This is a genomic window from Mesorhizobium amorphae (assembly GCF_014843845.1).
Taxonomy (GTDB): domain Bacteria; phylum Pseudomonadota; class Alphaproteobacteria; order Rhizobiales; family Rhizobiaceae; genus Mesorhizobium; species Mesorhizobium amorphae_A.
Window position 1 is genome coordinate 147,563 of the sequence record NZ_JHQS01000053.1, and the last position, 23,761, is coordinate 171,323.

Consider the following 23,761-nt stretch of genomic DNA (forward strand, 5'->3'; position numbering starts at 1 on the left):
GATGAAACGCCTTCCCACCAGACAAGCTCAGCCCTTGTCGTCGTCGCCCTGGGTGATCAGCCGCGCACTGCGCTGGCCGGTCGCGTAAATCCATAGCCAGCTAAGCGAAACCGCAAGCCGGTTGCGAAAGCCGATCAGGAAATAGATGTGGGCGATGCCCCACAGCCACCAGGCGGGCCGGCCGGTAAGCTTGATCCAGCCGAAATCGCTCGCCGCGGCACGCTTGCCGATCGTCGCCAGATCGCCGTCATGCTTGTAGCGGAACGGCCGCGGCGTCGCGTTGCCGGCAAGCCGTGCCTTGACGGTCGCGGCGACATGCCAGCCTGCCTGCTTGGCGGCCGGCGCCACGCCCGGCACCGGCCTGCCATCCGGCCGCAACACATGCGCTGCGTCGCCGATGACGAAGATCTCCGGGCTGCCCGGCACCGTCAGGTCGGGCTCGACGAGCACCCTGCCCGCCCGGTCCGCAGCCGCGCCCAGCCATTCGGCGGCCGGCGACGCGGCAACGCCTGCCGCCCACAGGATTGTCCGGGCCGGCAGGACTGTGTCGCCGAAGACCACGCCCTCGGCATCGCAGCGTGTCACCGCGCGGCCGAGTTCCACCTCGACGCCAAGGCGCTCGAGCGCCTTCCTGGCATAGTCGGAAAGTTCAGGCGCGAAATTGGCAAGGATGCGGTCGCCGGCCTCGATCAGCACCACGCGCGTCTGGCGCGTGTCGATGTTGCGGAACTCGCCGCGCAGCGTGTCGCGCGCGAGTTCGGCAATGGTACCGGCCAGTTCCACGCCGGTCGGCCCGCCACCAACGATCGCCAGCGTCAAAAACGCCTTGCGCTTCTCCGGATCGGTTTCCCGCTCGGCCTGCTCGAAGGCCAGAAGTATGCGCCGCCGAATGGTGGTTGCGTCCTCGAGCGTCTTCAGCCCAGGCGCAAAAGGCTCCCATTCGTCATGGCCGAAATAGGCGTGGCGGGCGCCGGTGGCGAGCACCAGCGTGTCGTAGGCGACCGCGCTACCGTCGTCGAGCAGCACGCGCTTGCCAGCGCGGTCGACGCCACTGACATTGGCGAGCAGCGTCGTCACGTCCTTGCGCTTGCGCAAGAGATGGCGGACCGGCCAGGCAACCTCCGAAGTCGCCAGCGCCGTGGTCGCCACCTGATAGAGCAAGGGCTGGAAAAGATGGTGGTTGCGCTTGTCGATCATGGTGATGCGCACCGGCACACCTGATAGCGCGCGGGTGAATTCGAGGCCGCCGAACCCCGCGCCGACAACGACGACATGATGGCTGGCTTCGTTCATCTCATTCACCCCATGGGCGCGTAAATTCACCGGCTTGGATATAGGGATTTTTGTGCACTGCAACAATGCCTAGCCTGCCCGGGAGCCGCCGCTCGATGTCGTGAATGCACATGCCGGCCGGCTCATGCGGGGTATAGCCTCACCGGACTGGATGACGGGAGTGAAGCATGGCTAACGATCGTGACGGCGAAGGCCCGGCGCAGTATTCCTCGCCGCCCTGCTTCATGCACGAACTCGATCCGGAATTTAGCGCTCCTCTCACCGACTGGACCGATGTGCGGCGCTGGCGCAAGGCCGAGCGCGAGCGGCTGATCGCGGCGCGGCTGGCGGTTTCCGCAGACACACGCACGGCAATGTCGCAGCGCATCGCCGAAGGCCTCGACACCATGATCGGCGACATTGCCGGCCGTCTGGTCAGCCTCTACTGGCCGTTTCGCGGCGAGCCGGATTTGCGCCCATGGATGGCGTCCATCAACGAGCGCAGCGGCCGCACGGCGCTGCCCGTCGTGATCGAGAAGGGACAGCCGCTGGTCTTTCGCGCTTATGTCCCTGGGGACCGGTTGGAGAAAGGCGTCTGGAACATCCCGATCCCGTCCGAAGGCGATCCGGTGCTGCCGGACATCGTCATCTCGCCGATCGTCGGCATCGATCCCCAAAACTATCGCCTGGGCTATGGCGGCGGCTTCTTCGACCGCACACTTGCCGCGATGCCGTTCAAGCCTTTGGTCATCGGCGTCGGCTACGAACTGCAGCGCATCGCCACCATCTACCCGCAGCCACACGACATCCCGATGAGCGAGGTGGTGACGGAACTGCGAAGCGACAGTGGCAAGGTTGGAAGCTGAGCACCGCCTTCAGCGTTGACCGTGCAAAAGTGAAGACCCGATTGCCCGAAGGAGCAGAATGCACTTTGCACCTCTTTGCAGACATTGATAGACTGCAAACGGTGGGGGACAATCACGATGTTTGCAAGTTCGGCTCCTTACGTGGTCACGATTTTGATGTCGGTGATCACTTGGGTGTTGTCGACATACTATGAAGACATAAGTGCCACGCCCTATCTTCGCTACGAACTCAAAGAAGACGGTCGGAACGCGTCGCCGCCTTTCGTAGTTTATCGTTTCACCAATGACTCTCCGAAAGTGAGAATATCGGACGTCACGATAGGGCTTGATTGCCCCAAGAGTGAAGAATGCTTCGGCTCTCCAGGCGCACCGGCCCCCACTTATGCGCAGATGCTAAAGGTTCCTCCTTGGGCCATGTCCGACGCGATCGAGCCTACTTCACTCATTATCACGCAAAAAATCGACCTTCCGCCAGGGATGGCCTTTGAAATTCGAGCAGTCCTTAGATCCAAGGAAGTAAAACCTTTTCTTTATTTTCAGAGTAACCCAGACCAAAAAGCTGATTTGAAATTGGTTGGTTATTCCACGTTGGATCAGTTTGTTGCGAACAATTATCTGGGCATTGTAACTGTCTCATGGGTTGTTGCCTGTATAGTCATCATTGCAGCCTATCAAAATGCCGCCACGACCGCTGCCAATGCGGCCAGCAACCCCGAAAAGCCACAAACGATCCACCTCAAAATCATAGAGAGCTAGCCCATGCGCTTGTTCGGATATTTGGTGCTCGCGACGACCGCCGCAATGATGCCAACCAACCGCGCGTCAGCAAAGACGATTACTGTTTCGATTGTCGTCACGACCAACACGACTCCGCCCGTCGGGGTGCCCTCCCATATCTATAGAAAGACAGCTGCTACTGAGGAGCAGCTAATCACCGATACTGACGATTACGGAAAGGCGACATTGTCAGAAAAGGATTGTTCTGCCGACGTGCAATATCGCGTCCAAGCATTGGCTCTCATTCGTTTTCCAAGAAGTCGAATCCGGTGGGAGCCTTGTCGAGTGACCGGACAGATTGTTTTTCTTGTCGCCTCTTCGGGGGTTTCGTCGAACACCGAGAACTTCCTGAATGGCAAAATTCCAAAGGGATGGGCGGTCCCGCAAGGCTATGAGCCTGTCTTTGGCGACTTGAGAAAGGCAGTCGCCGAAGAACAATGGGGAGTTGCCGCGAAACTCAGCTCCCAGCTGGCTGATAGATATCGATCGGCAGGGCTTAAGGACGAAGCAAGCACCTTCGCCGAAATAGCGCTCGCCGGAACGGCCGTTTACGCCACGTCCCAGCAGCCCGACGGCGGCAGCACAATTCCCGACACTTTCCTGCAGCCCAAAGACCCCAACGCTACATCCGGTAGCGAAGTTCTCCTGTCTCCCGACGCCAAAAAGGCTGTCGCGGATTTTCAGAGTTCCTGCGGTTTGCAAACCGACGGCGTTGTTGGCTGGAAGACGATGGGCTGCCTGCCAGGAGGGTCAGGTTATACTTTGCCGAGCGTTGCAACCGTTCCCTTTGAGAATCTGATCAACAAGCCCAGGGTGTAGGCTTGTCAAGCCATCTCCGGCCTCAGCCCCACCGTCGTCCTGTCGACGATCTCGCGCAAGGCGAAGGACGAATTGATCTTCGTCACATGCGGCATGGCCGACAGCCATTCCTTGTGGATGCGCTCATAGTCGACGAGATCCTTGGCCGCGATACGCAGGATGTAGTCGTACTCGCCTGACATCAGGTGGCAGGAAAGCACGTTCGGGCAGCGCTTGATCGCGGCCTCGAAATCCGACAGCGTCTTCTCGAATTGCCCCGACAGCGATATATGCACGATCGCCGTCATCTGGTGGCCGAGTGCGGCATTGGAGAGCCGCGCGTGGTAGCCGCGGATGGTTCCGGATTTCTCCAGATTGTCCAGCCGCCGCGAACAGGCCGACTGCGACAGGCCAACCTTCTCGGCAAGCGCGGCGTTGGGTATCCGCCCATCCTTCTGCAAAGTCTCCAGAATGGCGATATCAATCCTGTCGAGCGGCATTCTTCGGGATTCCTTCGAAGATCCTGATATTTCGCGCAACGATTATCGAAACGCGCAGGCCAGCGCAAGCGCATTCGCAAACACCTGCGCAACGATTCGTGGTTCACTCACTTCATACAGGGAACGCGCCCTCAAAAGGGCCGGATCAGGAGAAGAAAATGCGCGTCGGCTGCCCCAAGGAAATCAAGAACCACGAGTACCGCGTCGGCCTGACGCCGGGCTCGGTCCGCGAATATGTCGCGCATGGCCATGAAGTGCTGGTCGAGACCGGCGCCGGTGCCGGTATCGGCGCCGACGATAACGCCTACCGCGCTGCCGGCGCTACAATCGCCAAGACGGCGGCCGACGTGTTCGCCAAGTCGGACATGATCGTCAAGGTCAAGGAGCCGCAGCCCAACGAGTGGGTTCAGCTGCGCGACGGCCAGATCCTCTATACCTATCTCCACCTGGCTCCGGATCCGGAGCAGACCAAGGGCCTGCTCGCCTCCGGCGTCACAGCAATCGCCTACGAGACCGTCACCGACGATCGCGGCGGCCTGCCGCTGCTGGCGCCGATGTCGGAAGTCGCCGGCCGCCTGTCGATCCAGGCCGGCGCCACCGCGCTGCAGAAGGCCAATGGCGGCCGCGGCGTGCTGCTCGGCGGCGTGCCCGGCGTGTTGCCCGGCAAGGTCACCGTGCTTGGCGGCGGCGTCGTCGGCCTGCATGCCGCCAGGATGGCGGTCGGCCTTGGCGCGGACGTCACCATCATCGACCGCTCGATCCCGCGCCTGCGCCAGCTCGACGACCTGTTCGCCGGCCGCGTCCACACCCGCTACTCGACCGTCGAGGCGCTGGAAGAAGAATGTTTTTCGGCCGACATCGTCGTCGGCGCCGTGCTGATCCCGGGTGCCGCCGCGCCCAAGCTGGTGACGCGCGAAATGCTCTCCGGCATGAAGAAGGGTTCGGTGCTGGTCGACGTCGCCATCGACCAGGGCGGTTGCTTCGAGACCTCGCACGCCACCACCCATGCCGAGCCGACCTACGAGGTCGACGGCGTGATCCATTACTGCGTCGCCAACATGCCGGGCGCAGTGCCGGTCACCTCGGCGCACGCACTCAACAATGCGACGCTGCACTATGGCCTGCAGCTTGCCGACAAGGGCCTGAAGGCGCTGGTCGACGACCACCATCTGCGCAATGGCCTCAACGTCCACAAGGGCAAGATTACCAACCGCGCCGTCGCCGAAGCGCTCGGCTACGAGCTGGTCGAGCCGAAGGCAGTGCTCGCCGCCTGATACCCAGGCAAAGAATTCCTCCTGTCGCCCGCCGGCTCATCCCGGCGGGTTTTTCTTTGCGTGGGAATTCGGATAACAAAAAAGCGGAGCCAAAGCCCCGCTTCCTCGATGTCGAGATTTGCCGCCGGTTCATCCGCGGTCGGCAATCGATCGACGACTACCTTTTAGCGCTCTTATGCGACGGGAGTGCGACAGTCGTCACCATCTTTCGCCCCGCCATGATCAAATACGCCCTGTGTGAAGCACTTCACATTCGGCGTTCGAAAACTATGCCTACACAGATGTCGTTCCCTGACGGCTCGAGCCGCTCCCAGACGCCGGCGAATACCAGGCTTTACCGGCGGCTTCGTCGCGACTATTTTTTCCCAACTGCCCGCCAGACTATCGGCGGGCATTTTTTTGCGCACCGTCAGCCGCGCTCGATCCGGCACTGGTAGCAATTGTTGCGCGCCGAGCGGACGTGGACGTAAGCGATGTCGTCGCGCTCGAACAGTGCCTCGGCGCGTGCCGCGATGGCAGTCGTCGGGATGACGCCGCCGCTGCCATAGACGATGCGGTCGTCGCTGCCATAGCCGCGCACGATATAGTCGCTGCTTTCGAGCATGTCGGGGCAGTGCCTCGGCCTCATCGGCACGCTCGCATTCCTGCGCATGCAGGAAGATCGGCCCGGTCTCGGCGTAAGGCTGCAGTTCCGGAAACGGCCGGTAGGCCAGGATCAGATAGGCATCGCCGGCGGCGACGTTCTTCAGGCAATGGCGGCACGGCACGCCGTCGCCGTCGGAAATGCCCCGCTCGGGCGTGTGGCCGTAGGCGTCAGGTCCACCGCGCTGCAGGGCTCTCACATCTTCCGTCGGCAGAGCTTTGAACTGGATGGTCATGGCAAAATCTCCGGTGTCGTTGACCGGAAATTATGCTGCCGAGAAACCGCTTCCCACCCGATTCCTGCCAAGGCGGATCAGTCCATCAGCGCATCGAGGCCACGCACCAGCCCGATGGTTTGCACCCGCCGGACGGCAAGCAGCGTGCCGGCAACATAAGGCCCGGCGGACGAACCCGCATCATGGCGGATGGTCAGCCGCTCGTCGGGCAGGCCGAACAGCGCCTCGCAGGACAGTATGTAGGACGGCAGACGCAGCGCATGCACCTGCACCCCCTCGCCCGCGCCGACAGCAGCACCGCGTGTCCCCGGCACGCCAGAGACCTCCGACACCGGCCGCGCGGTGGATGCCTTGCGGACATCAGCCAGCGCTTCCGCCAGCTCGCGCGCCGTGCCCGACGGCGCATCGGGCTTCCTGGCGCTGGCATAGTCGATGACCTCGACATCAGGCACATATTTCGCCGCCATCAGGGCAAAACGCTTCATCAGCGTGGCGGTGATCGAGAAATTCCCGGCCGCGATGACGCCGACCCGGTTGGCACGCGCCGCCGCATCGATGTCGGCATAGTCGGCGGCTCCGAGCCCGGACGTGCCGATCACCACATGCCGTCCCTTCTCGATGGCGAGCAGCACGTGGTCCTTCACCACATCCGGCTTGGTGTAGTCGACCAGCACGTCGGATGGCGCCTGCAGCGCCTGCGCCAGCGTGGCGGACGCGATCACGCCATTGGCCGGCACGCCGACCAGCAGGCCGGAATCTTGCCCCGCACCGCTGCGCGACACCGCGCCGGAGAGCACCATGTCGGCCTGCGCCGCGATCGCCGGCACCAGCGCCCTACCGACCCAGCCGGTCGCGCCTGCCAAAACCACCCGTATCGCCATCAACCGATCCTTTCGCCATCACCATTGGCCCCTGGACGATCAGCGTTATGCAAAGAGCCCGGCTCGTTCAAGCCGGGCTCTTTCAGCATTGCTCCAAAATTCTGGTCAGGCTCAGCGGATGAAATCGTCGAAGCGGCGCAGCGTCACCCGGCGATTGCGCCAGTTCTCGTTCTGCGTCGGCACCAGCAGGAACTCCTCGCCATAACCAACGGTATCCAGCGCACGACCCGGCACGCCGAATTCGCGCACCAGCGTCCGTTTCAGCGAGGCGGCACGCTGTTCGGACAGGATCTGGTTCGACTGGAAGGAACCGACAGCGTCGGTATGGCCTTCGATCAGCACCCGGGCGCGAGGATCGCGGCGCAGGATGCGCTCGAGCGCGTTGGCGATGTTTTCGATCTTGCCGTATTGCGAACTGGAAATGGCGGCCGAGCCGAAGGCGAAATTGATCGACTGGATGTCGATCGAGCGCGCCATGCGCCTGAGATCCGGCCGCCGCTTGAACTCGCGGATGGTGACGCGTTGGTTGGGGCGCAGCTTCACCCTGGGTGGTGCTTCAAGCTGGCGTTCGATCGTAGTGGCGGACGGAGTCGTCGCCTGAGCGGATGCCAGGCTCGGCATGGCAAATGCCGCAATCATCGCCACGGCAAATGTGCGTCGGGTCAGCATGTCTCTTCTCCTTCGGCGCCGCTCTGTGATCGGCGCGTTGATGCTGAAGGCACCATGGCAAAGACAGTCTGAAGCGCGGATGAACGGTAGGTTCAGCTTGGGGAGAAGCTAAGGCCGCATGACGCTGGCCGAACGCTCGGCGAAGGTCATCGGATGCACGATCTCCTTCTTTTGCGCCACCGGCGCAAAGCCGAGTTTCTGGTAGAGCGGCAGGGCCGCGGGATGGTCGAGCGTGCAAGTCTGCACCGTCACCCGCTTCGGCCCATGCGACCAGGCGGCGGCGATCGCCGCGCCCAGGAACCAGCGGCCGATGCCTTGGCCGGTGGCGTGCTCCATCATGCCGAAATAGGCGAGCTCGACTTCTTCCGGCAGATGCGGTTTGAGGTCGAAGAAACCGGCCGGCGCACCGTCGAGATAAAGCACCCTGATGTCGCGGTCTTCGCGATGCAGGCCGGCCGAAAGCTCTTCATCGTCCAGCCTCAGTACGTTGACCCAGTGCCATTTCCGCCCCACCCGATCCATCAAATAGCGGTAGAAATGCAGCGGAATATCCTTGACCTTCAGCAGCGCGATCTGGCGGTTGTACGGCACCGGCGGCGAGTAGGCCGGAGGCACATGCATTTCGAGAAACGTCACCGTGACGTCGATGTCTTCCAGCGCTCCGTTTTCCATCGCCGTCATTCCTTGCCCGTCACCACCGGCGTATCGCCAAGCCCGCCCCATTCGGTCCATGAGCCGTCGTAAAGCCTGTTGTCGGTATGGCCAAGCGTCTCCAGCGCCAGCGTGATCGCCGCCGCCGTGATGCCCGAGCCGCACGACGTGACGACCGGCTTCGACAGATCGATGCCTGCATCCTCGATCACCTTGCGCAGGCGATCCCTGGGCAGCAATTCGCCATTCTCGGCAAGGGCTGCAACCGGGACATTGCGCGCGCCCGGCATATGGCCGGAACGGACGCCGGCACGAGGTTCAGGCTCGGTACCGGCGAAACGGCCAGCGGAGCGCGCGTCGGCGATCTGGCTTTCCCGATTGTCGACGATGCTGCGCATTTCGGCGAGGCTGACGACACGGCTTGCGTCGAAATCGGCGTGGAAGATGCCAGGTGCGATCTTGGTCTGCTCCGCCGTCACTGGGCGACCCTCCGCCTTCCAGCGGTCGAAGCCGCCGCTCAGGATGTAGACCTGGAACACGCCCATGACCCGGAACATCCACCAGCCGCGCGGCGCCGAAAAATAGCCGGGGCCGTCATAGACCACGATCGTATCGTCGGCTGAAACACCCATGCTGCCAACATATTGCGCGAAATTCTGCGGCGACGGCAGCGTATGCGGCAGGCCGGACTCCGGGTCCGAGATCGCATCCTGGTCGAGAAACCGTGCACCCGGAATATGCGCCGCCTCATATTCGGCACGCGGGTCGCGCTTCTGCGCCGGCAGGTACCACGAAGCATCGATGATCGTCAGGCCCGGCTCCCCGAGGCGCTGCTGAAGCCAGTCCGCGTCGACGATGAAAGGACTATCCTCGGCCATTCTTTTTCTCCTGCTCGCCTGTGGCGGCAACTGACCTTCAGATCGCCGGCATAGGCCCGAAGCGTATACGGAAGCGCCGGTTCTCGCGGCCTTTCTTTTCGATCTTGCCGATATGGATCTCGCCGACTTCGCCCGTGCTCTTCACATGGGTACCGCCGCAAGGCTGGCTGTCGATCGAGGCATTCTCGCCGATGCAGACCAGCCGTATCCTGCCGGTGCCGACTGGCGGCCGCACATTCTTGGATTTCACCAGGCCGGGATTGGCCGCCAGTTCCTCGTCGGTGATCAGCCGGGTGAAGATCGGATGGTCGGCGCGCACCAGCTCCATCAGCCCCGCTGTCACGTCCTCCTTGGTGAAACCGGCATCCGGAATGTCGAAGTCGACGCGGCTGTCGTCCTCGGAAACCGCGGCACCCGTGATCGGGTACGGACAGACAACGGTGAGCAAATGGCAGGCGGCATGCATGCGCATCAGAAGGTGCCGTCGCTCCCAGTCGATGGCGAGCTTCAGCCGCTCGCCGACACCAGGAACCACCTGCTCCGGCGACGGTACATGGATGATCTCGTCCTTGGTCTCGCCGGTGATGGTGGCGGCAACGGCGATGCGGCTGCCGTCGGCGCGCTCCAGCGCACCGGTGTCGCCGGGCTGGCCGCCCGACGTCGCATAGAAGATCGTCCGGTCGAGGATGATGCCGCCGCGCTCGTTCACGGCGACGACCGTGGCATCAGTCGTCTTCAGATAGGCGTCGTCGCGAAACAGCGCTTCGGTCTGGTGTGCCATCACGCGACCTTTTCGAACGGCACCGAGATCTTGCTCTGGTCGTCCATCCAGCCCGGCGCCGGCAGTCCTTTCTCGCGCAGGAACTCAGGGTTGAACAGCTTCGACTGGTAGCGCGTGCCGTAGTCGCAAAGGAGGGTGACGATGGTGTGGCCGGGACCCAGTTCGCGCGCCAGCCTGATGGCGCCGGCAATGTTGATGCCGGTCGAGCCGCCGACGCACAGGCCTTCTTCCTGGATCAGGTCGAAGACGATCGGCAGCGCTTCCTCATCCGGAATCTGGAACGAAAAATCCGGTGTGAAGCCTTCGAGGTTGGCGGTGATGCGCCCCTGGCCGATGCCTTCGGTGATCGAGCTGCCCTCGGACTTCAATTCGCCACTGGTGTAGAAACTGTAGAGTGCCGCTCCCAGCGGATCGGCGAGCGCGATCTTGACGTCGTTGCTTTTGGCCTTCAGCCCCAGCCCAACGCCGGCCAGCGTCCCGCCGGACCCGACAGCCGACACAAAGCCATCGACCTTGCCGCCGGTCTGGGCCCAGATTTCCTGCGCTGTGGTGCGGATATGGCCGTCGCGGTTGGCGACGTTGTCGAACTGGTTGGCCCAGATCGCGCCGTTCGGCTCCGAACGCGCCATCTGCTCGGCGAGGCGCCCCGAGAGCCTCACGTAATTGTTGGGGTTCTTGTAAGGCACCGCCGGTACTTCGATCAGCTCGCCACCGAGCATTTTGATCGTGTCCTTCTTCTCCTGGCTCTGCGTGTCCGGGATGACGATCACGGTGCGATAACCGAGCGCCTTGGCGACCAGCGTCAGGCCGATACCGGTGTTGCCGGCCGTTCCCTCGACGATGACGCCGCCCGGCTTCAAAAGCCCGCGCTGTTCGGCGTCGCGGATGATGAACAGGCCGGCCCGGTCCTTGACCGACTGACCCGGATTCATGAATTCGGCCTTGCCCAGGATCTCGCAACCGGTTGCTTCCGACGCCTTGTTGAGGCGGATCAGGGGCGTGTTGCCAATCGCTTCGATCACAGAACGATGCATGGAGATTCCTTGTGTAGGTGCGGCGAGACCCTAGAAACCCGAAGCTTCGGTTTCAAGGCAAGAATTTGCCTGGACTAGCGGCATTTCGGGCACCGCAATTGCCAGGATGCGTCTCAAAACGGATGTGCTGGCAAAATGTTCATTTCCTCATCACGGGAAAAGCGCTCTTTTCATTCGATTTATCCGCCGCTAGAGCACTATCGACACATTCACAGGGCGCAGCATGACTCTCTATCGGGCCAACCCGAAGCACGGTGTCGCCTGGATCACCGGCGGCAGCAGCGGCATCGGCCGTGCATTGGCCAAGGACCTCGCGGCGCAAGGCTATGCCGTTGCCGTGACCGCACTGGACTGCGATCCGGTCGACACGCTGCTCGTCGAAACGGCGCAGATGCCAGGCCGCGTCACCTCCTTTCCTTGCGACGTCACCGACGAGCAGCGCATGGCAGCGACGGTCGCAGCAATCGAAAAGGATCTCGGCCCGATCGTGCTGGCCGTATTCAACGCGGGGAACTACATCGCCACCCCTGGCGAAGACCTGATCGTACGGGATTTCCGGCGGTCCTTCGAGGTCAACTATTTCGGCATCCTCAACGGCTTGGTGCCTGTCGTCGAGCACATGCGCGTGCGTTCGCGCGGCCATGTTGTCCTTGTCGGCTCGGTGACGGCCTATTCCGGCTGGCCGACCACCGCCGCCTATGGCGGCACCAAGGCGGCCATCAACATCCTGGCCGAGTCGCTGAAGTACGATTTCGACAAGATGAACATTCGCGTCCAGGTGATAAACCCGGGCTTTGTCGACACGCCGCTGACGGAAAAGAACATGCTGCCGATGCCGGGCCTGATGCCTGTCCATCGCGCTTCGCGCCGCATGGCGCGTGGCATCAGATCCGGCGGCTTCGAAGTCACCTTTCCCTACCACATAAGCTGGCCCCTGAAGCTGCTCGGTCTGCTGCCGCGGCCGGTCGGGCGCTGGGTGATCGGCCTGACGACCGCCTGGATGGCCCGGCCGCTCAATTTCGACCGCAAGCCGCCCGGCGAATAGCGATCGTCAGCGCGACCGCGCCGTCCACAAGTGGCGGCTTGCCGTCCACAGGTGGCGGCTGGCCGTCCACAGGTGGCGGCCGGCCGTCCACAGGCGCCCGTTGCCTGTTTGCAATCGCGCCCATAGGTTGAGAATTATTGCTTGGAGTCTTCAATGGGGCGACGGATCGTGCTTGCGGTGTTGGGCCTCGCCGTCGTTCTCGTCATGGCCTTCGTGCTTGGCCCGCGCGTTCCCGTCGACACCACGATCCGCTTCGATCCCAAGGGGATCGGCGACGATCCGCAGGCCTATCTGGCGCGCGAAGAGGCCGCCGTCCCCAATATCCGCGACGGGCTGGAGAAGGAAATCATCTGGGCCGACCCGATGGTTCACGCCAGGACAAAGCTGGCGATCGTCTACATCCATGGGTTTTCGGCGTCGAAGGGCGAGGTCCGTCCGCTGCCCGATGACGTGGCAGACCAGCTCGACGCCAACCTCTTCTACACCCGCCTCACCGGCCATGGTCAGGACAGCGCCGCAATGGCGCTGGGCAGCGTCAATGCCTGGATCAACGACTATGAGGAAGCGCTCGCCATCGGCCGGGCTATCGGCGACAAGGTGATCGTCATCGCCACCTCGACCGGCGGCTCGCTGGCGGCCTGGGCGGCGACGCAGCCGGATGCCTCGGACGGCGTCGCCGCGATCGCATTCATCTCGCCCAATTTCGGCGTCAAGGCTTCCGGTGCCGAGATCCTGACCATGCCGTGGGGCAAGCAGATCGCCGAGCTCGTCGGCGGCAAGGAGCGCAGCTTCCCGACGCGCAATGCGCTGCATGAAAAATTCTGGACCCACAAATATCCGATGGCGGCGACGCTGCCGATGGAGGCCCTGGTGGAGCTTGCCCACGGCGCGCCGGTGGAGAAGGCGACCATCCCGGCATTGTTCATTTTTTCGGATTCGGACAAAGTGGTGCGGCCCGACCGCACGCGCGAGATCGCCGGACGCTGGGGCGCCGCGCACGAACTGGTGCCGGTCGACGACACCGGCGATCAGGACAACCACGTCATTGCCGGCGACGCGCTGTCGCCATCGACCACGGCCTTCCTGGCGCAACGCATCGTCGTCTGGGTCAAGGCGCTCACTGAATAGACCCGAAACGAAAAGGGCGACCGAAGCATCGCTTCGATCGCCCTTGTTTTCAATCAGCGGCGATCGCGCCCAGGGCTCGACCGCACCGCCGGTTCAGGCCGCGCGGGTAGCCGGCCGCTTGCCGCCGAAACGGCGCTTGTTGTTGCCCTTGAACGGCTTGCGGCCCTCCGGGCGCTCGCCTTGCGGCTTGGCCGCGAACGGACGATCGCCGGCCGGCTTGTCGCCGAACCGCTTCTTGCCGAAACCGTTGTTGCCGCCCGGCCGCCTGCCGTCGCGACGGCCATTGTGGTCGGCGCGGTCCTTGGCCGGCTCGAAGCGCTCGTTCTTTTCAGCAGGATTGCGCTGCGGATCGGGGCTGCCGAGATGGTCGGCAACGATCGGCAGCTTGCTGCGGATGATGCGCTCGACCTGGCGCAGCTTGCTGTTCTCGGACGGATCGCAAAGCGTGATGGCGATGCCGTCCATGCCGTTGCGGCCGGTGCGGCCGATGCGGTGGACATAGCTTTCCGCTTCATCCGGCAGATCGAAGTTCACGACATGGCTGATGCCGGGCACGTCGATGCCGCGCGCCGCGATATCGGTCGCCACCAGAATGCGCACCGAACCCTCGCGGAAATCGTTGAGCGCCTTCTGGCGGGCGTTCTGCGACTTGTTGCCGTGGATGACGGCGGCCTTGAAGCCATCGCGCTCGAGATCCTTGGTCACCCTGTCGGCGCCATGCTTGGTGCGCGAAAAGATGATGACGGACCTCATCGCCTCGTCGGCGAGCATCTTGGACAGCACCTGACGCTTCTGCTTGGTGCGGGCAAAGACAACGCCCTGCACGATCTCGGCCGCCGCGGTGCTCTGCGGCGAGACCTCGATGCGAACCGGGTTCTTCAACAGGCCCTTGGCCAGTTCGGCGATTTCGTCCGGCATGGTGGCCGAAAACAGCGCCGTCTGGCGATCCGGCGCGGTCGCCTTGGCGATGCGCTTGACGTCGTTGATGAAGCCCATGTCGAGCATGCGGTCGCCTTCGTCGAGCACCAGCCATTTGGTGTCGGACAAAATGAGGTCACCCTCGCGCACCAGGTCGGTCAGACGGCCGGGCGTGGCGATCAGGATGTCGACGCCGGGAGCAACCTTCTTCACCTGGCTGAAGCGCGAGACGCCGCCGAGCACCAGCGCGGTCGAAACATGCGCGCCCTTGGCGAGGATCTTGATGGTGTCCTCGATCTGCACGGCAAGTTCGCGGGTCGGCGCCAGAATCAGGGCGCGGGTTGTCTTGGCGCGCCGCTTGGTGCCGAGCGCGATGATCTTCGACAGGATGGGCAGCGCGAAGGCAGCGGTCTTGCCGGAGCCGGTCTGGGCGATGCCGAAAATGTCACGGCCTTCCAGCTGCGGCGGGATTGCCTGGACCTGGATTGGCTTCGGATCGCTGAAGCCCGCGGCATGGGTCGCCTTGAGCAGCGCGCCCGAAATTCCAAGTGCTGCGAAACCGTTCAGTTCCGCGGTGTTTTCATTAGTCAAAATAATCTTCTTTCACGCGGCTCCTGGCCGCAAACATCAATGGCGGCAGGGCGCAACCTGCCGTCGAAAAATCTGTCATGAACGACAAGGCGGGCGGACGGGATCGTCCACTCGGCTGCGCTGTCGTGCCCGCAGGCATCATGCCACGGGGCTTTTTCGCCACTTTGTGATGTACCGGAAAGAGGGCCGATATACCGGAAAGAGGGAAAACAGACGCAACCAGTCTCATTTGTCGAGAAGGCCGGAATGTCCCGGCCCAAGCGCCTATGGGCTGCATATGGCTGAGTTCGCCCCGGAATGCAAGGGGCGTCATGTTGCAGTGCAGCAAAATCGAAGGCGCAAGCGGCGCTTGCGCTCGCTTGCGGGCATCATTACCACAAATGCAGCTTTCCATTTTGGGGACCGGCGATGAAGGACGTGCTGAAGGAACTCGAGCGCCGCCGCGAGATCGCCCGCATGGGCGGCGGCAAGGCGCGCATCGACGCCCAGCACAAGAAGGGCAAGCTCACCGCCCGCGAGCGCATCGACGTCTTCCTTGACGAAGGCTCGTTCGAGGAGTTCGACATGTATGTCGAGCACCGATCGACCGATTTCGGCATGGAGAAGACCAAGTTCGCCGGCGATGGCGTCGTCACCGGCTGGGGCACGGTCAACGGCCGCCCGGTCTATCTCTTCGCCAAGGACTTTACCGTCTTCGGCGGCTCGCTGTCCGAAGCCCACGCCGAAAAGGTGGTCAAGGTGCAGGAGATGGCACTGCGCAACCGCGCGCCGATCATCGGCCTCTACGACGCCGGCGGCGCCCGCATCCAGGAAGGCGTGGCGGCACTCGGCGGCTATGCCGAGATCTTCCAGCGCAACGTTCTGGCCTCTGGCGTCATCCCGCAGATTTCGCTGATCATGGGCCCGTGCGCCGGCGGCGACGTCTATTCGCCGGCCATGACCGATTTCATCTTCATGGTGCGCGATACGTCCTACATGTTCGTCACCGGGCCGGACGTGGTGAAGACCGTCACCAACGAGACGGTGACCGCCGAGAGCCTCGGCGGCGCTTCGGTTCATACGACCAAGTCGTCGATCGCCGATGGCGCCTATGACAATGACGTCGAGGCGCTGCTGCAGATGCGCCGGCTGGTCGATCTGCTTCCCGCTTCCAACACCGCGGAGCTTCCCGAGATCGAATGCTACCAGTCGGTGACCGATCACGATCTGTCGCTCGACCGGCTGATCCCCGACAACGCGAACAAGCCTTACGACATCAAGGAACTGATCCTCAAAGTTGCCGACGAAGGCGATTTCTTCGAGATCCAGCAGAGCTTTGCCAAGAACATCGTCACCGGCTTCGGCCGCGTCGAGGGCCGCACGGTCGGCTTCGTCGCCAACCAACCGATGGTGCTGGCCGGCGTGCTCGATTCCGACGCCAGCCGCAAGGCGGCACGCTTCGTACGTTTCTGCGACTGCTTTTCGATCCCGATCGTGACCTTCGTCGATGTTCCGGGCTTCCTGCCAGGTACGGCGCAGGAATATGGCGGGCTGATCAAGCACGGCGCCAAGCTGTTGTTCGCCTATGCCGAGGCGACCGTGCCGAAGATCACCGTCATCACAAGAAAGGCCTATGGCGGCGCCTATGACGTGATGGCGTCGAAGCATCTGCGTGGCGACATGAACTATGCCTGGCCGACGGCGCAGATCGCGGTGATGGGCGCCAGGGGCGCCGTCGAAATCATCTACCGCAAGGATATCGGCGACGCCGAAAAGATCGCAGCCCATACAAAGGCTTACGAGGACCGCTTCCTGTCGCCCTTCGTCGCCGCCGAGCGCGGCTATGTGGACGAGGTGATCATGCCGCACTCGACCCGTCGCCGCATCGCCCGAGCGCTGCGCATGCTGCGCAACAAGGACATGCAGAACCCCTGGAAGAAGCACGACAATATTCCGCTGTGAGGCGCACCGTCGACGCAGCCTTCTTCCCACCGAACAGGTAATCACCCATTGAGTCCTATCCTTGTCTTCTGCTTGCCGGCGATCGGCGATTTCGTTCGCTGCCATTCGGCCATTCAGGTCATCGCCGAACGGTTTCCCGGCCATCCCATCGATGTCATCACCTCGCCGCTTGCAGCACCCCTCGCGCGGCTGATGCCTCATGTCAGGAAGGCCTGGGTGCTGGAGAAGCGGCACTTGCAGGCTGGCTTCGGCAAGCGCATGCAGTTGGCCCGCCAGCTTCGCGAGCAGAACTATCGCGCATGCTATCTTCTCTCCAGCAGCACCAAGGCGGCCCTGGTGCCCTGGATGGCGGGCATCCCTGAGCGCACCGGCTATCCGCGCGAACTGCAGTTCGGCATCGTCAACCGCCTGCCGGCCGGCTGGCTGAAAAGCTTGGTGGCTTTCGGCCCGCGCAAGACAAGGCTGTTCGAGCAGGTCTGCGCCATCGCCATGCTGGGCGAGAGGCCGGCTGATGGAACGCCGCTGCCGCCGCCGCGGATGGTGGTATCGCCAGAGGAGTTGTCGGCTTGGCGCGTCCGGCATGGGATCGACTCGGCAAGGCCGGCGCTGGCGCTCTACACGTCGGACTTCGCCAACTTCCGTTCGTGGCCGCCGGAGCGTTTCGTCTCGGTCGCCAGGGATCACGCCAGGCGCGGCTGGTCGGTATGGATCGTCGGCGGTCCGCGCGAACGCGAAGCCGCCGCCCAGATCCGGGCAGCACTTCCGGAGGCGGTGGATTTCACATCGACCCCTGACATCACCGACGCCATGTGCCAGATCGCTGCCTCGACCGTCTTTCTCGGCGTCGATGGCGGCATCGCGCATGCGGCCGCGGCTTTGGGGGGGCCGTGCGTGCTGATCTTCGGATCGAACCGCTCCTACGAAACCGGTCCTGTGAACGACCAGGTCCGGTATGTCGAGCCGCCGATTTCGACACCAAGCTGGATCGAGCATACGCGAGACATCAGCGAGGAAAGGGTGCTTTCCGCCTTGGCGGACGCTGTGGCGCAAGCGCGCCGTCCGCAAGGCGCCTGACCTGGATAGCCGGCGCCCTATTCCTCTTCCGCCGCCCCGAACCCCGCGCCCATGGTGGCGCGCGCCGCACTCGCCCATGGCGTTGCATGGTTATCGATGCGCATCTGGAAGATGAAGTAGGTCGGCGAGCAGAAGCCGATGCCTTTCACCTTGCCGACACCAGGCGTGTCTGATGGCAGCGACTGGCACATATAGTCCTCGCGGCAAAAGTGATCGGCCGAGCAGGCGGGTCGATTGCCGCGATTGACCGCGCCGCCGAGGCATTGGTCGAAATTGTTGGTCGCCACGCAGGTATCGAACTTTTTCCCGCCGACCAGCCCGCAGATCTCGCCGGGCATCGGCTTGCCCGCCTTGAAGGCGGCAAAGGTGCGATCCTTGTCGTCGCAGCCGCGATAGGCGATGCCGGCCGGCACGCCGATCTTCGGCGGGCGGCACGTATAGGCGGTGCGTGAAATATCGGTCGCGAAAGCGGCGAACTGGCCGGTGATCTTGTAGCGATCGTTGAAAGGCTGCGCCGCATTGCTGGCGATCGAGCCGGTCAGGCATGGATGGCCGGAGAACATGTCCTTGCTGTCCTTGGGCAGCAGGCATTGCGCCAGCTTGGTGCGCACGCCTGAAGCGGTGGCCAGCGGCGTGCAGACGGTGCCGCCGCCGCACTGCCAGGTGGCGCCGAAGCGAGCGGCATCCTCCGGCACCAGGCACGGCATCGCCATCTCGGCCGGTGCGTAGTCGACCTCGCCTGCATCCGTCCAGGCGGCCGGCGGCGCGAAGGACAGCGGCCGGAACCGGTTCGGCTCCTTGCCTTCGACTGTGGCGCGCAGCCAGGCCTCGCGACGCGGTATCTCGGCATGCAGGTGTGGCGAGATGCCGACCTCGATGCGGTTGAGCGGCGACGTCGTTCTGTCGTCGAGGCCGATGAAATGAAAGCCGGCGGTGGAGCCCGCCTGATGACAGCCCTGGCAGGCGCCGTTGTCCAGCCGCTCGACCAGCGCCTCCGGCGTGCGCACCAGCTTCAGCCCGGAATAATCGATCTCGCCGAAATCCGTTGGCTGGAATAACTGCGTAAACGGATGGTTGGCCTGCCTGGCGCTGCCGAAGGTCGACCACGAGATCACCTTTTTGGCCAGGAATTCATCGGGGATTTCGTAGACGCCGAGATCGACCGCCGCGACATTGGCGCTGACATAGTCGGCAAGCCTTTTCTTGAGCGCGGCGTCTTCCGTGAGCCGCGCCGTATCCGGCGTGTTTTCCAGCGGCTTCTCGGTGATAGCGGCGCCGTCAAAGTCGAATATCCGCATCAGATAGGCAGCCTGGCCGCCGAACTCTGTCTCCTGGCCGGAGGGAAAGCGGACCACCTGTGCGTTGAGCTCGAGCTGCTTGAAGCTGAGGCCAGCCTTGTCCAGCGGCCCTCCAACAAGCCAACCGGCATCGACGCTCTCGTCGAGCTGGGGCGTCCATCGCCCGGCAACACCGACGCAGCCGCCATCGGCATCCGGCGCGGCATTGTAGACGGCATTGAAATTGAACGGCAGGCGTGAGGCCAGCACCTTGCCGTTCTTCTTGAAGCTGTAGGCAAGCCGGTAGATGAACCGCACCTCGCCACAGTTGCTCTCGCCCTGCACATCGGCGAAGTCGCGCCGGTCCAGCCGGTTGACGACGCCGACCAGCCGGAAGCGCGCCGCGGCCGTCTTCAGCCAGCGCATGTCCATGATGCGGCCGACATTGCCGTCGGTCACCTCATAGAGCGTCCGCCCGCCGGCCTTCATTTCCGCCCGCAAGGCGGCGACGTCGCCTGCCACCGTGTCGACGATCGCGTGATAGGTCGGCGACTCGTCATAGAGGGTTTTCAAATCATCCTTGCCATCGACGGCGAAAACTCCGGCAAAGCCAAAACCCCTGGCATCGAGGGCGGCGAGAATCGCCGGATCGTCGACCATGGTCACCGGACCCTCGGCGCGCGCCACCTGCGCCATCAAGAGCGCCACAAGAAATCCGGCAATCAGCGCGAAGCGGTGGGTCATCCAGCGATTCCCTTGCGGCTGCCGATCAACGCGCGCAGCACCGGCACCATGGCAAGCGGCAGGCCCTCGGCGATCAGCCCGGGTCCGAAGCGGCTACCCGCCTCGGCATGGATCCACACCGCCGCACAGGCAGCCTCGAAAGGCGGCATGCCCTGCGCCAGCAGTCCGGCGATGATGCCCGCCAGCACATCGCCAGACCCAGCGGTGGCGAGCCAGGGCGCACCATTGCTGTTAATCGCCGTCCGGCCATTTGGTGCTGCGATGACCGTGTCGGCGCCCTTGTAGACGACGATCGCATTGGCACGTGCGGCAGCCGCGCGCGCCTTGGCCAGCTTGGACAGGCTGTTGTCCCCCGCGATGTCCGGAAACAACCGGCCGAACTCGCCCTCATGTGGCGTCATCACCAGAGCCGGGGCTGCCGGTCGGCGCGCCGCTTCGAACAGCGTATCCGGCTCATCGCGAAATGAGGTGATGCCGTCGGCATCGAGCACCAGCCCGTCGATCGAGCCGGCGGCACCTTGCCGTCCGGCACCCAGTACCGCCAGGGCAAAATCCCGGGGCCTGTCACCAACCCCAAAACCGGGACCGAGGACGAAGGCCGATGGTCGCCGATCGCCGATGAAATCGTGCACGTCCTCGACCGTATCGGCCTTGCGCAGCATGATCGAGGTGAGATGCGCGGCGTTGACCTGCATGGCGTTCGCCGGCGACAGCACCGTCACCGCCCCTGCCCCGCTTCTGGCAGCGGCAAGCGCCGACAGCCGCGCAGCACCCGTCGCCGATGGCCCGCCGGAAAAGACACCGGCATGGCCGCGTCTGTATTTGTGTGCATCGACCGCGGGCACGGGAAGCGTGTCAAGCCAAAGCGCCGGCACGTTCTCGAAGGCCAGCGTCTTGAGTTGCGCAATGATCTCGGCCCCGATGCCGATGTCGGCAAGCACGACCTCACCGCACCGCTCGCACCCCGGCAGCAGCAGATGGCCGGGCTTCTTGCGCGCGAAGGTAACGGTGGAGTCGGCACGGAACGCCTGCCCCAGTACGTTGCCGCTTTCGCCGGAAACGCCGGATGGCAGGTCGACGGCGACAACAGGCAGGTTCAGCGTCGTGACGATTTCGACTGCCCGGGCTGCATCGCCCGACAGTGGCTTGGACAGCCCTGCCCCGTAGAGCGCGTCAACCACGACCGCGTTCTTCTCGGCGCTGAATGCCGACAGCGGCCGGGGCGCGACCGGGCATTCGGCGGCGGCTATGGCCGCATCGCTGCCCGCCCTGGGCGGACCGGACGCCCACAACCGGATATCGACGCCGCTGTCATGCAGCACGCCGGCAACGACATAGCCGTCGCCGCCATTATTGCCGGGACCGCACAGCACGTGCACACGTGCCGCGGCCGGATAGCGCGCCAGTACAACCGCGGCCACCGCTTCGCCGGCACGGCGCATAAGGCCGAAGCCATCCAGCGGGCCGGCGGCGATCGCCAGCCGGTCGGCTTCGCCCATTTCGGCCGGAGACAGAAGTTCGTTGCTCATGGATTGCCGTCCGCATTTCAATCGAGCATTGTCCAGTTTTCAGTCTGACGCAAACGCCGAGAGGCGGATTGCGAGAGCGAAAGCATCGTTGGAGGAACGAAGCGCCGCGCAAACTGCCCGCAAAATATACGGATTGCCTAAATATTGGGCGGACAAGCGCAACCGTAGTGACTAGGCTTTGGGAGTCCATGCCGCATCCAATGCCGCGAATGACGCGGATGTGCATCCCGGTGCGGCATGGTGTTGAAATCGCGTGATACCGCTTCGTTTCAGCCGAAATTGGCACAGTTCGTGCTTGAAGGAGGCGCAAGCGGGGCTCACAACCCGTCTTTTTGGCAGTGGAGGCCATTTTTTACATGAAAAAGATCGAAGCGATCATCAAGCCGTTCAAGCTAGACGAAGTGAAGGAAGCGCTTCAGGAGGCCGGGCTGCAAGGCATCACCGTCACCGAGGCCAAGGGCTTTGGCCGGCAGAAGGGCCATACCGAACTTTACCGCGGCGCGGAATATGTCGTCGATTTCCTGCCCAAGGTGAAGATCGAGGTTGTGCTCGGCGACGACGCGGTCGAAGGCGCGATCGAAGCCATCCGCAAGGCGGCGCAGACCGGCCGTATCGGCGACGGCAAGATCTTCGTCTCCAACATCGAGGAAGTCGTTCGTATCCGCACCGGTGAAACGGGTATGGACGCCGTCTGAGCTTTCTGATTTCAGTTTCCTCGAACCGTCAGCACACAGGGAAGAAATGACATGACGACAGCCAAAGACATCATGAAGCAGATCAAGGACAACGACGTGAAATTCGTTGACCTGCGCTTCACCGATCCGAAGGGCAAGCTGCAGCACGTGACGATGGATGTCGTCGAGGTCGAGGAAGACATGTTCGCCGATGGCGTCATGTTCGACGGCTCCTCGATCGCCGGCTGGAAGGCGATCAACGAGTCCGACATGGTGCTGATGCCCGACCCCGACACGGTGCATATGGACCCGTTCTTCGCCCAATCGACCATGGTCATCCTGTGCGACATCCTCGATCCGGTCTCCGGCGAATCCTACAACCGCGACCCGCGCGGCACCGCCAAGAAGGCCGAAGCCTACATGAAGTCGGAAGGCATCGGCGATCAGATCTTCGTCGGCCCGGAAGCCGAGTTCTTCGTCTTCGACGACGTCAAGTACAAGGCCGACCCTTATAACACCGGCTTCCGGCTGGATTCGACCGAACTTCCGTCCAATGACGACACCGATTACGAGACCGGCAACCTCGGCCACCGTCCGCGCATCAAGGGCGGCTATTTCCCTGTGCCGCCGATCGATTCCGCGCAGGACATGCGCTCGGAAATGCTGACCGTGCTCGCCGAAATGGGCGTACGCGTCGAAAAGCATCACCACGAGGTCGCCGCCGCCCAGCACGAGCTCGGCATCAAGTTCGACACGCTGGTCCGCAACGCCGACAAGATGCTGATCTACAAGTATGTCGTGCACCAGGTCGCCAATGCCTACGGCAAGACGGCCACCTTCATGCCGAAGCCGATCTTCGGCGACAATGGCTCAGGCATGCACGTCCACCAGTCGATCTGGAAGGGCGGCAAGCCGACCTTCGCCGGCAACGAATATGCCGGCCTGTCGGAGAGCTGCCTGTTCTACATCGGCGGCATCATCAAGCACGCCAAGGCGATCAACGCCTTCACCAACCCGCTGACCAATTCCTACAAGCGCCTGGTGCCGGGCTATGAAGCGCCGGTGCTGCTCGCCTACTCGGCACGCAATCGTTCGGCGTCCTGCCGCATTCCGTTCGGCTCGTCGCCGAAGGCCAAGCGCGTCGAGGTCCGCTTCCCCGATCCGGGCGCGAACCCCTACCTCGCCTTCGCCGCCATGCTGATGGCCGGCCTCGACGGCATCAAGAACAAGATCCATCCGGGACAGCCGATGGACAAGGATCTCTACGACCTGCCGCCGAAGGAACTGAAGAAGATCCCGACCGTCTGCGGCTCGCTGCGCGAAGCCCTGCAGAGCCTCGACAAGGACCGCGGCTTCCTGAAAGCCGGCGGCGTCTTCGACGACGACCAGATCGACAGCTACATCGAGCTGAAGATGGCCGAGGTGATGCGCTTCGAAATGACCCCGCATCCAGTCGAATACGACATGTACTATTCGGTCTAAACCACTGACCGAACTGCAGTTCAGCCCTTGGAAGGTATCCCCTTCCAAGGGCTTTTTCGTTGCAAGGCGACTTGGTTAGACCACTGCTGTCCGGTCTGG

21 protein-coding genes and 1 pseudogene are annotated in these 23,761 nt (G+C 63.3%); 10 read left to right on the forward strand and 12 right to left on the reverse strand.

Annotated features, from left to right (window positions below):
* Positions 1-27: 27 nt before the first annotated feature.
* Positions 28-1,293 carry an NAD(P)/FAD-dependent oxidoreductase gene (locus tag DH08_RS21300; RefSeq protein WP_192181182.1) on the reverse strand — a complete coding sequence of 422 codons (1,266 nt, stop codon included), beginning with the start codon at positions 1,291-1,293 and terminating at the stop codon, positions 28-30.
* Between the two features lie 167 nt (positions 1,294-1,460).
* On the opposite strand from DH08_RS21300, the gene DH08_RS21305 reads away from it, so the two are divergent.
* The 3 genes from DH08_RS21305 (at position 1,461) to DH08_RS21315 (ending at position 3,734) form a co-directional block, all read left to right on the forward strand.
* On the forward strand, positions 1,461-2,138 hold the full coding sequence (locus tag DH08_RS21305; protein WP_192181183.1) for a 5-formyltetrahydrofolate cyclo-ligase: 678 nt from the start codon (positions 1,461-1,463) through the stop codon (positions 2,136-2,138).
* Positions 2,139-2,255: 117 nt separating this feature from the next.
* Positions 2,256-2,894 (forward strand): hypothetical protein, encoded by a 639-nt coding sequence (locus tag DH08_RS21310; protein ID WP_192181184.1) that lies wholly within the window; start codon positions 2,256-2,258, stop codon positions 2,892-2,894.
* A 3-nt stretch (positions 2,895-2,897) separates the two neighbouring features.
* Positions 2,898-3,734 carry a peptidoglycan-binding domain-containing protein gene (locus DH08_RS21315; protein WP_192181185.1) on the forward strand — a complete coding sequence of 279 codons (837 nt, stop codon included), beginning with the start codon at positions 2,898-2,900 and terminating at the stop codon, positions 3,732-3,734.
* Positions 3,735-3,739: 5 nt separating this feature from the next.
* On the opposite strand, the gene DH08_RS21320 is transcribed toward DH08_RS21315, so the two are convergent.
* Complete coding sequence (locus DH08_RS21320) at positions 3,740-4,213, reverse strand: Lrp/AsnC family transcriptional regulator (RefSeq protein ID WP_006205413.1); 474 nt, start codon at positions 4,211-4,213, stop codon at positions 3,740-3,742.
* A 158-nt stretch (positions 4,214-4,371) separates the two neighbouring features.
* Between DH08_RS21320 and ald the strand changes: the two genes are divergently transcribed.
* Entirely contained in the window at positions 4,372-5,487 is a 1,116-nt protein-coding gene (gene ald / locus DH08_RS21325; RefSeq protein WP_192181186.1) for an alanine dehydrogenase, read from the forward strand.
* Positions 5,488-5,896: 409 nt separating this feature from the next.
* Here ald and DH08_RS21330 read toward each other — a convergent pair.
* The 7 genes and pseudogenes from DH08_RS21330 to DH08_RS21360 form a co-directional block, all read right to left on the reverse strand.
* Positions 5,897-6,365 (reverse strand): annotated as a pseudogene (locus DH08_RS21330) (DUF1203 domain-containing protein).
* A gap of 77 nt (positions 6,366-6,442) precedes the next feature.
* Positions 6,443-7,246: a 4-hydroxy-tetrahydrodipicolinate reductase gene (gene dapB / locus DH08_RS21335; protein ID WP_192181187.1), complete on the reverse strand. Its 804-nt coding sequence runs from the start codon at positions 7,244-7,246 to the stop codon at positions 6,443-6,445.
* A 111-nt stretch (positions 7,247-7,357) separates the two neighbouring features.
* Positions 7,358-7,915, reverse strand: coding sequence for an OmpA family protein (locus tag DH08_RS21340; protein ID WP_192181188.1), 558 nt, complete (start codon positions 7,913-7,915; stop codon positions 7,358-7,360).
* A 108-nt stretch (positions 7,916-8,023) separates the two neighbouring features.
* Positions 8,024-8,587 (reverse strand): GNAT family N-acetyltransferase, encoded by a 564-nt coding sequence (locus tag DH08_RS21345; protein ID WP_006205418.1) that lies wholly within the window; start codon positions 8,585-8,587, stop codon positions 8,024-8,026.
* Between the two features lie 5 nt (positions 8,588-8,592).
* Complete coding sequence (gene sseA / locus DH08_RS21350; RefSeq protein WP_192181189.1) at positions 8,593-9,444, reverse strand: 3-mercaptopyruvate sulfurtransferase; 852 nt, start codon at positions 9,442-9,444, stop codon at positions 8,593-8,595.
* Between the two features lie 37 nt (positions 9,445-9,481).
* Positions 9,482-10,225, reverse strand: a complete 744-nt coding sequence (locus DH08_RS21355) for an alanyl-tRNA editing protein (RefSeq protein WP_192181190.1) — start codon at positions 10,223-10,225, stop codon at positions 9,482-9,484.
* Positions 10,225-11,259 carry a cysteine synthase A gene (locus DH08_RS21360; protein ID WP_192181191.1) on the reverse strand — a complete coding sequence of 345 codons (1,035 nt, stop codon included), beginning with the start codon at positions 11,257-11,259 and terminating at the stop codon, positions 10,225-10,227. Before DH08_RS21360 ends, DH08_RS21355 begins: the two co-directional genes overlap by 1 nt.
* A gap of 223 nt (positions 11,260-11,482) precedes the next feature.
* Here DH08_RS21360 and DH08_RS21365 point away from each other — a divergent pair, with 223 nt between their 5' ends.
* Positions 11,483-12,304, forward strand: coding sequence for an SDR family oxidoreductase (locus DH08_RS21365; protein WP_192181192.1), 822 nt, complete (start codon positions 11,483-11,485; stop codon positions 12,302-12,304).
* 153 nt (positions 12,305-12,457) lie between these two features.
* Positions 12,458-13,432 carry an alpha/beta hydrolase gene (locus DH08_RS21370; protein WP_192181193.1) on the forward strand — a complete coding sequence of 325 codons (975 nt, stop codon included), beginning with the start codon at positions 12,458-12,460 and terminating at the stop codon, positions 13,430-13,432.
* A 93-nt stretch (positions 13,433-13,525) separates the two neighbouring features.
* On the opposite strand, the gene DH08_RS21375 is transcribed toward DH08_RS21370, so the two are convergent.
* A complete protein-coding gene (locus tag DH08_RS21375) occupies positions 13,526-14,941 on the reverse strand; it encodes a DEAD/DEAH box helicase (protein WP_192181194.1) in 1,416 nt (471 codons plus the stop codon).
* A gap of 408 nt (positions 14,942-15,349) precedes the next feature.
* On the opposite strand from DH08_RS21375, the gene DH08_RS21380 reads away from it, so the two are divergent.
* Positions 15,350-16,882, forward strand: coding sequence for an acyl-CoA carboxylase subunit beta (locus DH08_RS21380; RefSeq protein ID WP_192181195.1), 1,533 nt, complete (start codon positions 15,350-15,352; stop codon positions 16,880-16,882).
* A 48-nt stretch (positions 16,883-16,930) separates the two neighbouring features.
* The gene (gene waaF / locus DH08_RS21385; protein WP_192181196.1) at positions 16,931-17,956 is read left to right on the forward strand and encodes a lipopolysaccharide heptosyltransferase II; all 1,026 of its coding nucleotides are present in this window, start codon (positions 16,931-16,933) and stop codon (positions 17,954-17,956) included.
* A 17-nt stretch (positions 17,957-17,973) separates the two neighbouring features.
* Here the strand turns inward: waaF and DH08_RS21390 are convergent, their stop codons facing one another.
* Together DH08_RS21390 and DH08_RS21395 are read right to left on the reverse strand one after the other, a co-directional pair.
* Positions 17,974-19,977: a hypothetical protein gene (locus DH08_RS21390; RefSeq protein ID WP_192181197.1), complete on the reverse strand. Its 2,004-nt coding sequence runs from the start codon at positions 19,975-19,977 to the stop codon at positions 17,974-17,976.
* On the reverse strand, positions 19,974-21,506 hold the full coding sequence (locus tag DH08_RS21395) for an NAD(P)H-hydrate dehydratase (protein ID WP_192181198.1): 1,533 nt from the start codon (positions 21,504-21,506) through the stop codon (positions 19,974-19,976). The genes DH08_RS21390 and DH08_RS21395 overlap by 4 nt, the downstream gene beginning before the upstream one ends.
* Positions 21,507-21,862: 356 nt before the next feature.
* Between DH08_RS21395 and DH08_RS21400 the strand changes: the two genes are divergently transcribed.
* Together DH08_RS21400 and glnA are read left to right on the forward strand one after the other, a co-directional pair.
* Positions 21,863-22,201 carry a P-II family nitrogen regulator gene (locus tag DH08_RS21400; protein ID WP_006205430.1) on the forward strand — a complete coding sequence of 113 codons (339 nt, stop codon included), beginning with the start codon at positions 21,863-21,865 and terminating at the stop codon, positions 22,199-22,201.
* A 51-nt stretch (positions 22,202-22,252) separates the two neighbouring features.
* Positions 22,253-23,662 carry a type I glutamate--ammonia ligase gene (glnA, locus tag DH08_RS21405; protein WP_192181199.1) on the forward strand — a complete coding sequence of 470 codons (1,410 nt, stop codon included), beginning with the start codon at positions 22,253-22,255 and terminating at the stop codon, positions 23,660-23,662.
* The last annotated feature ends 99 nt before the right edge of the window (positions 23,663-23,761 follow it).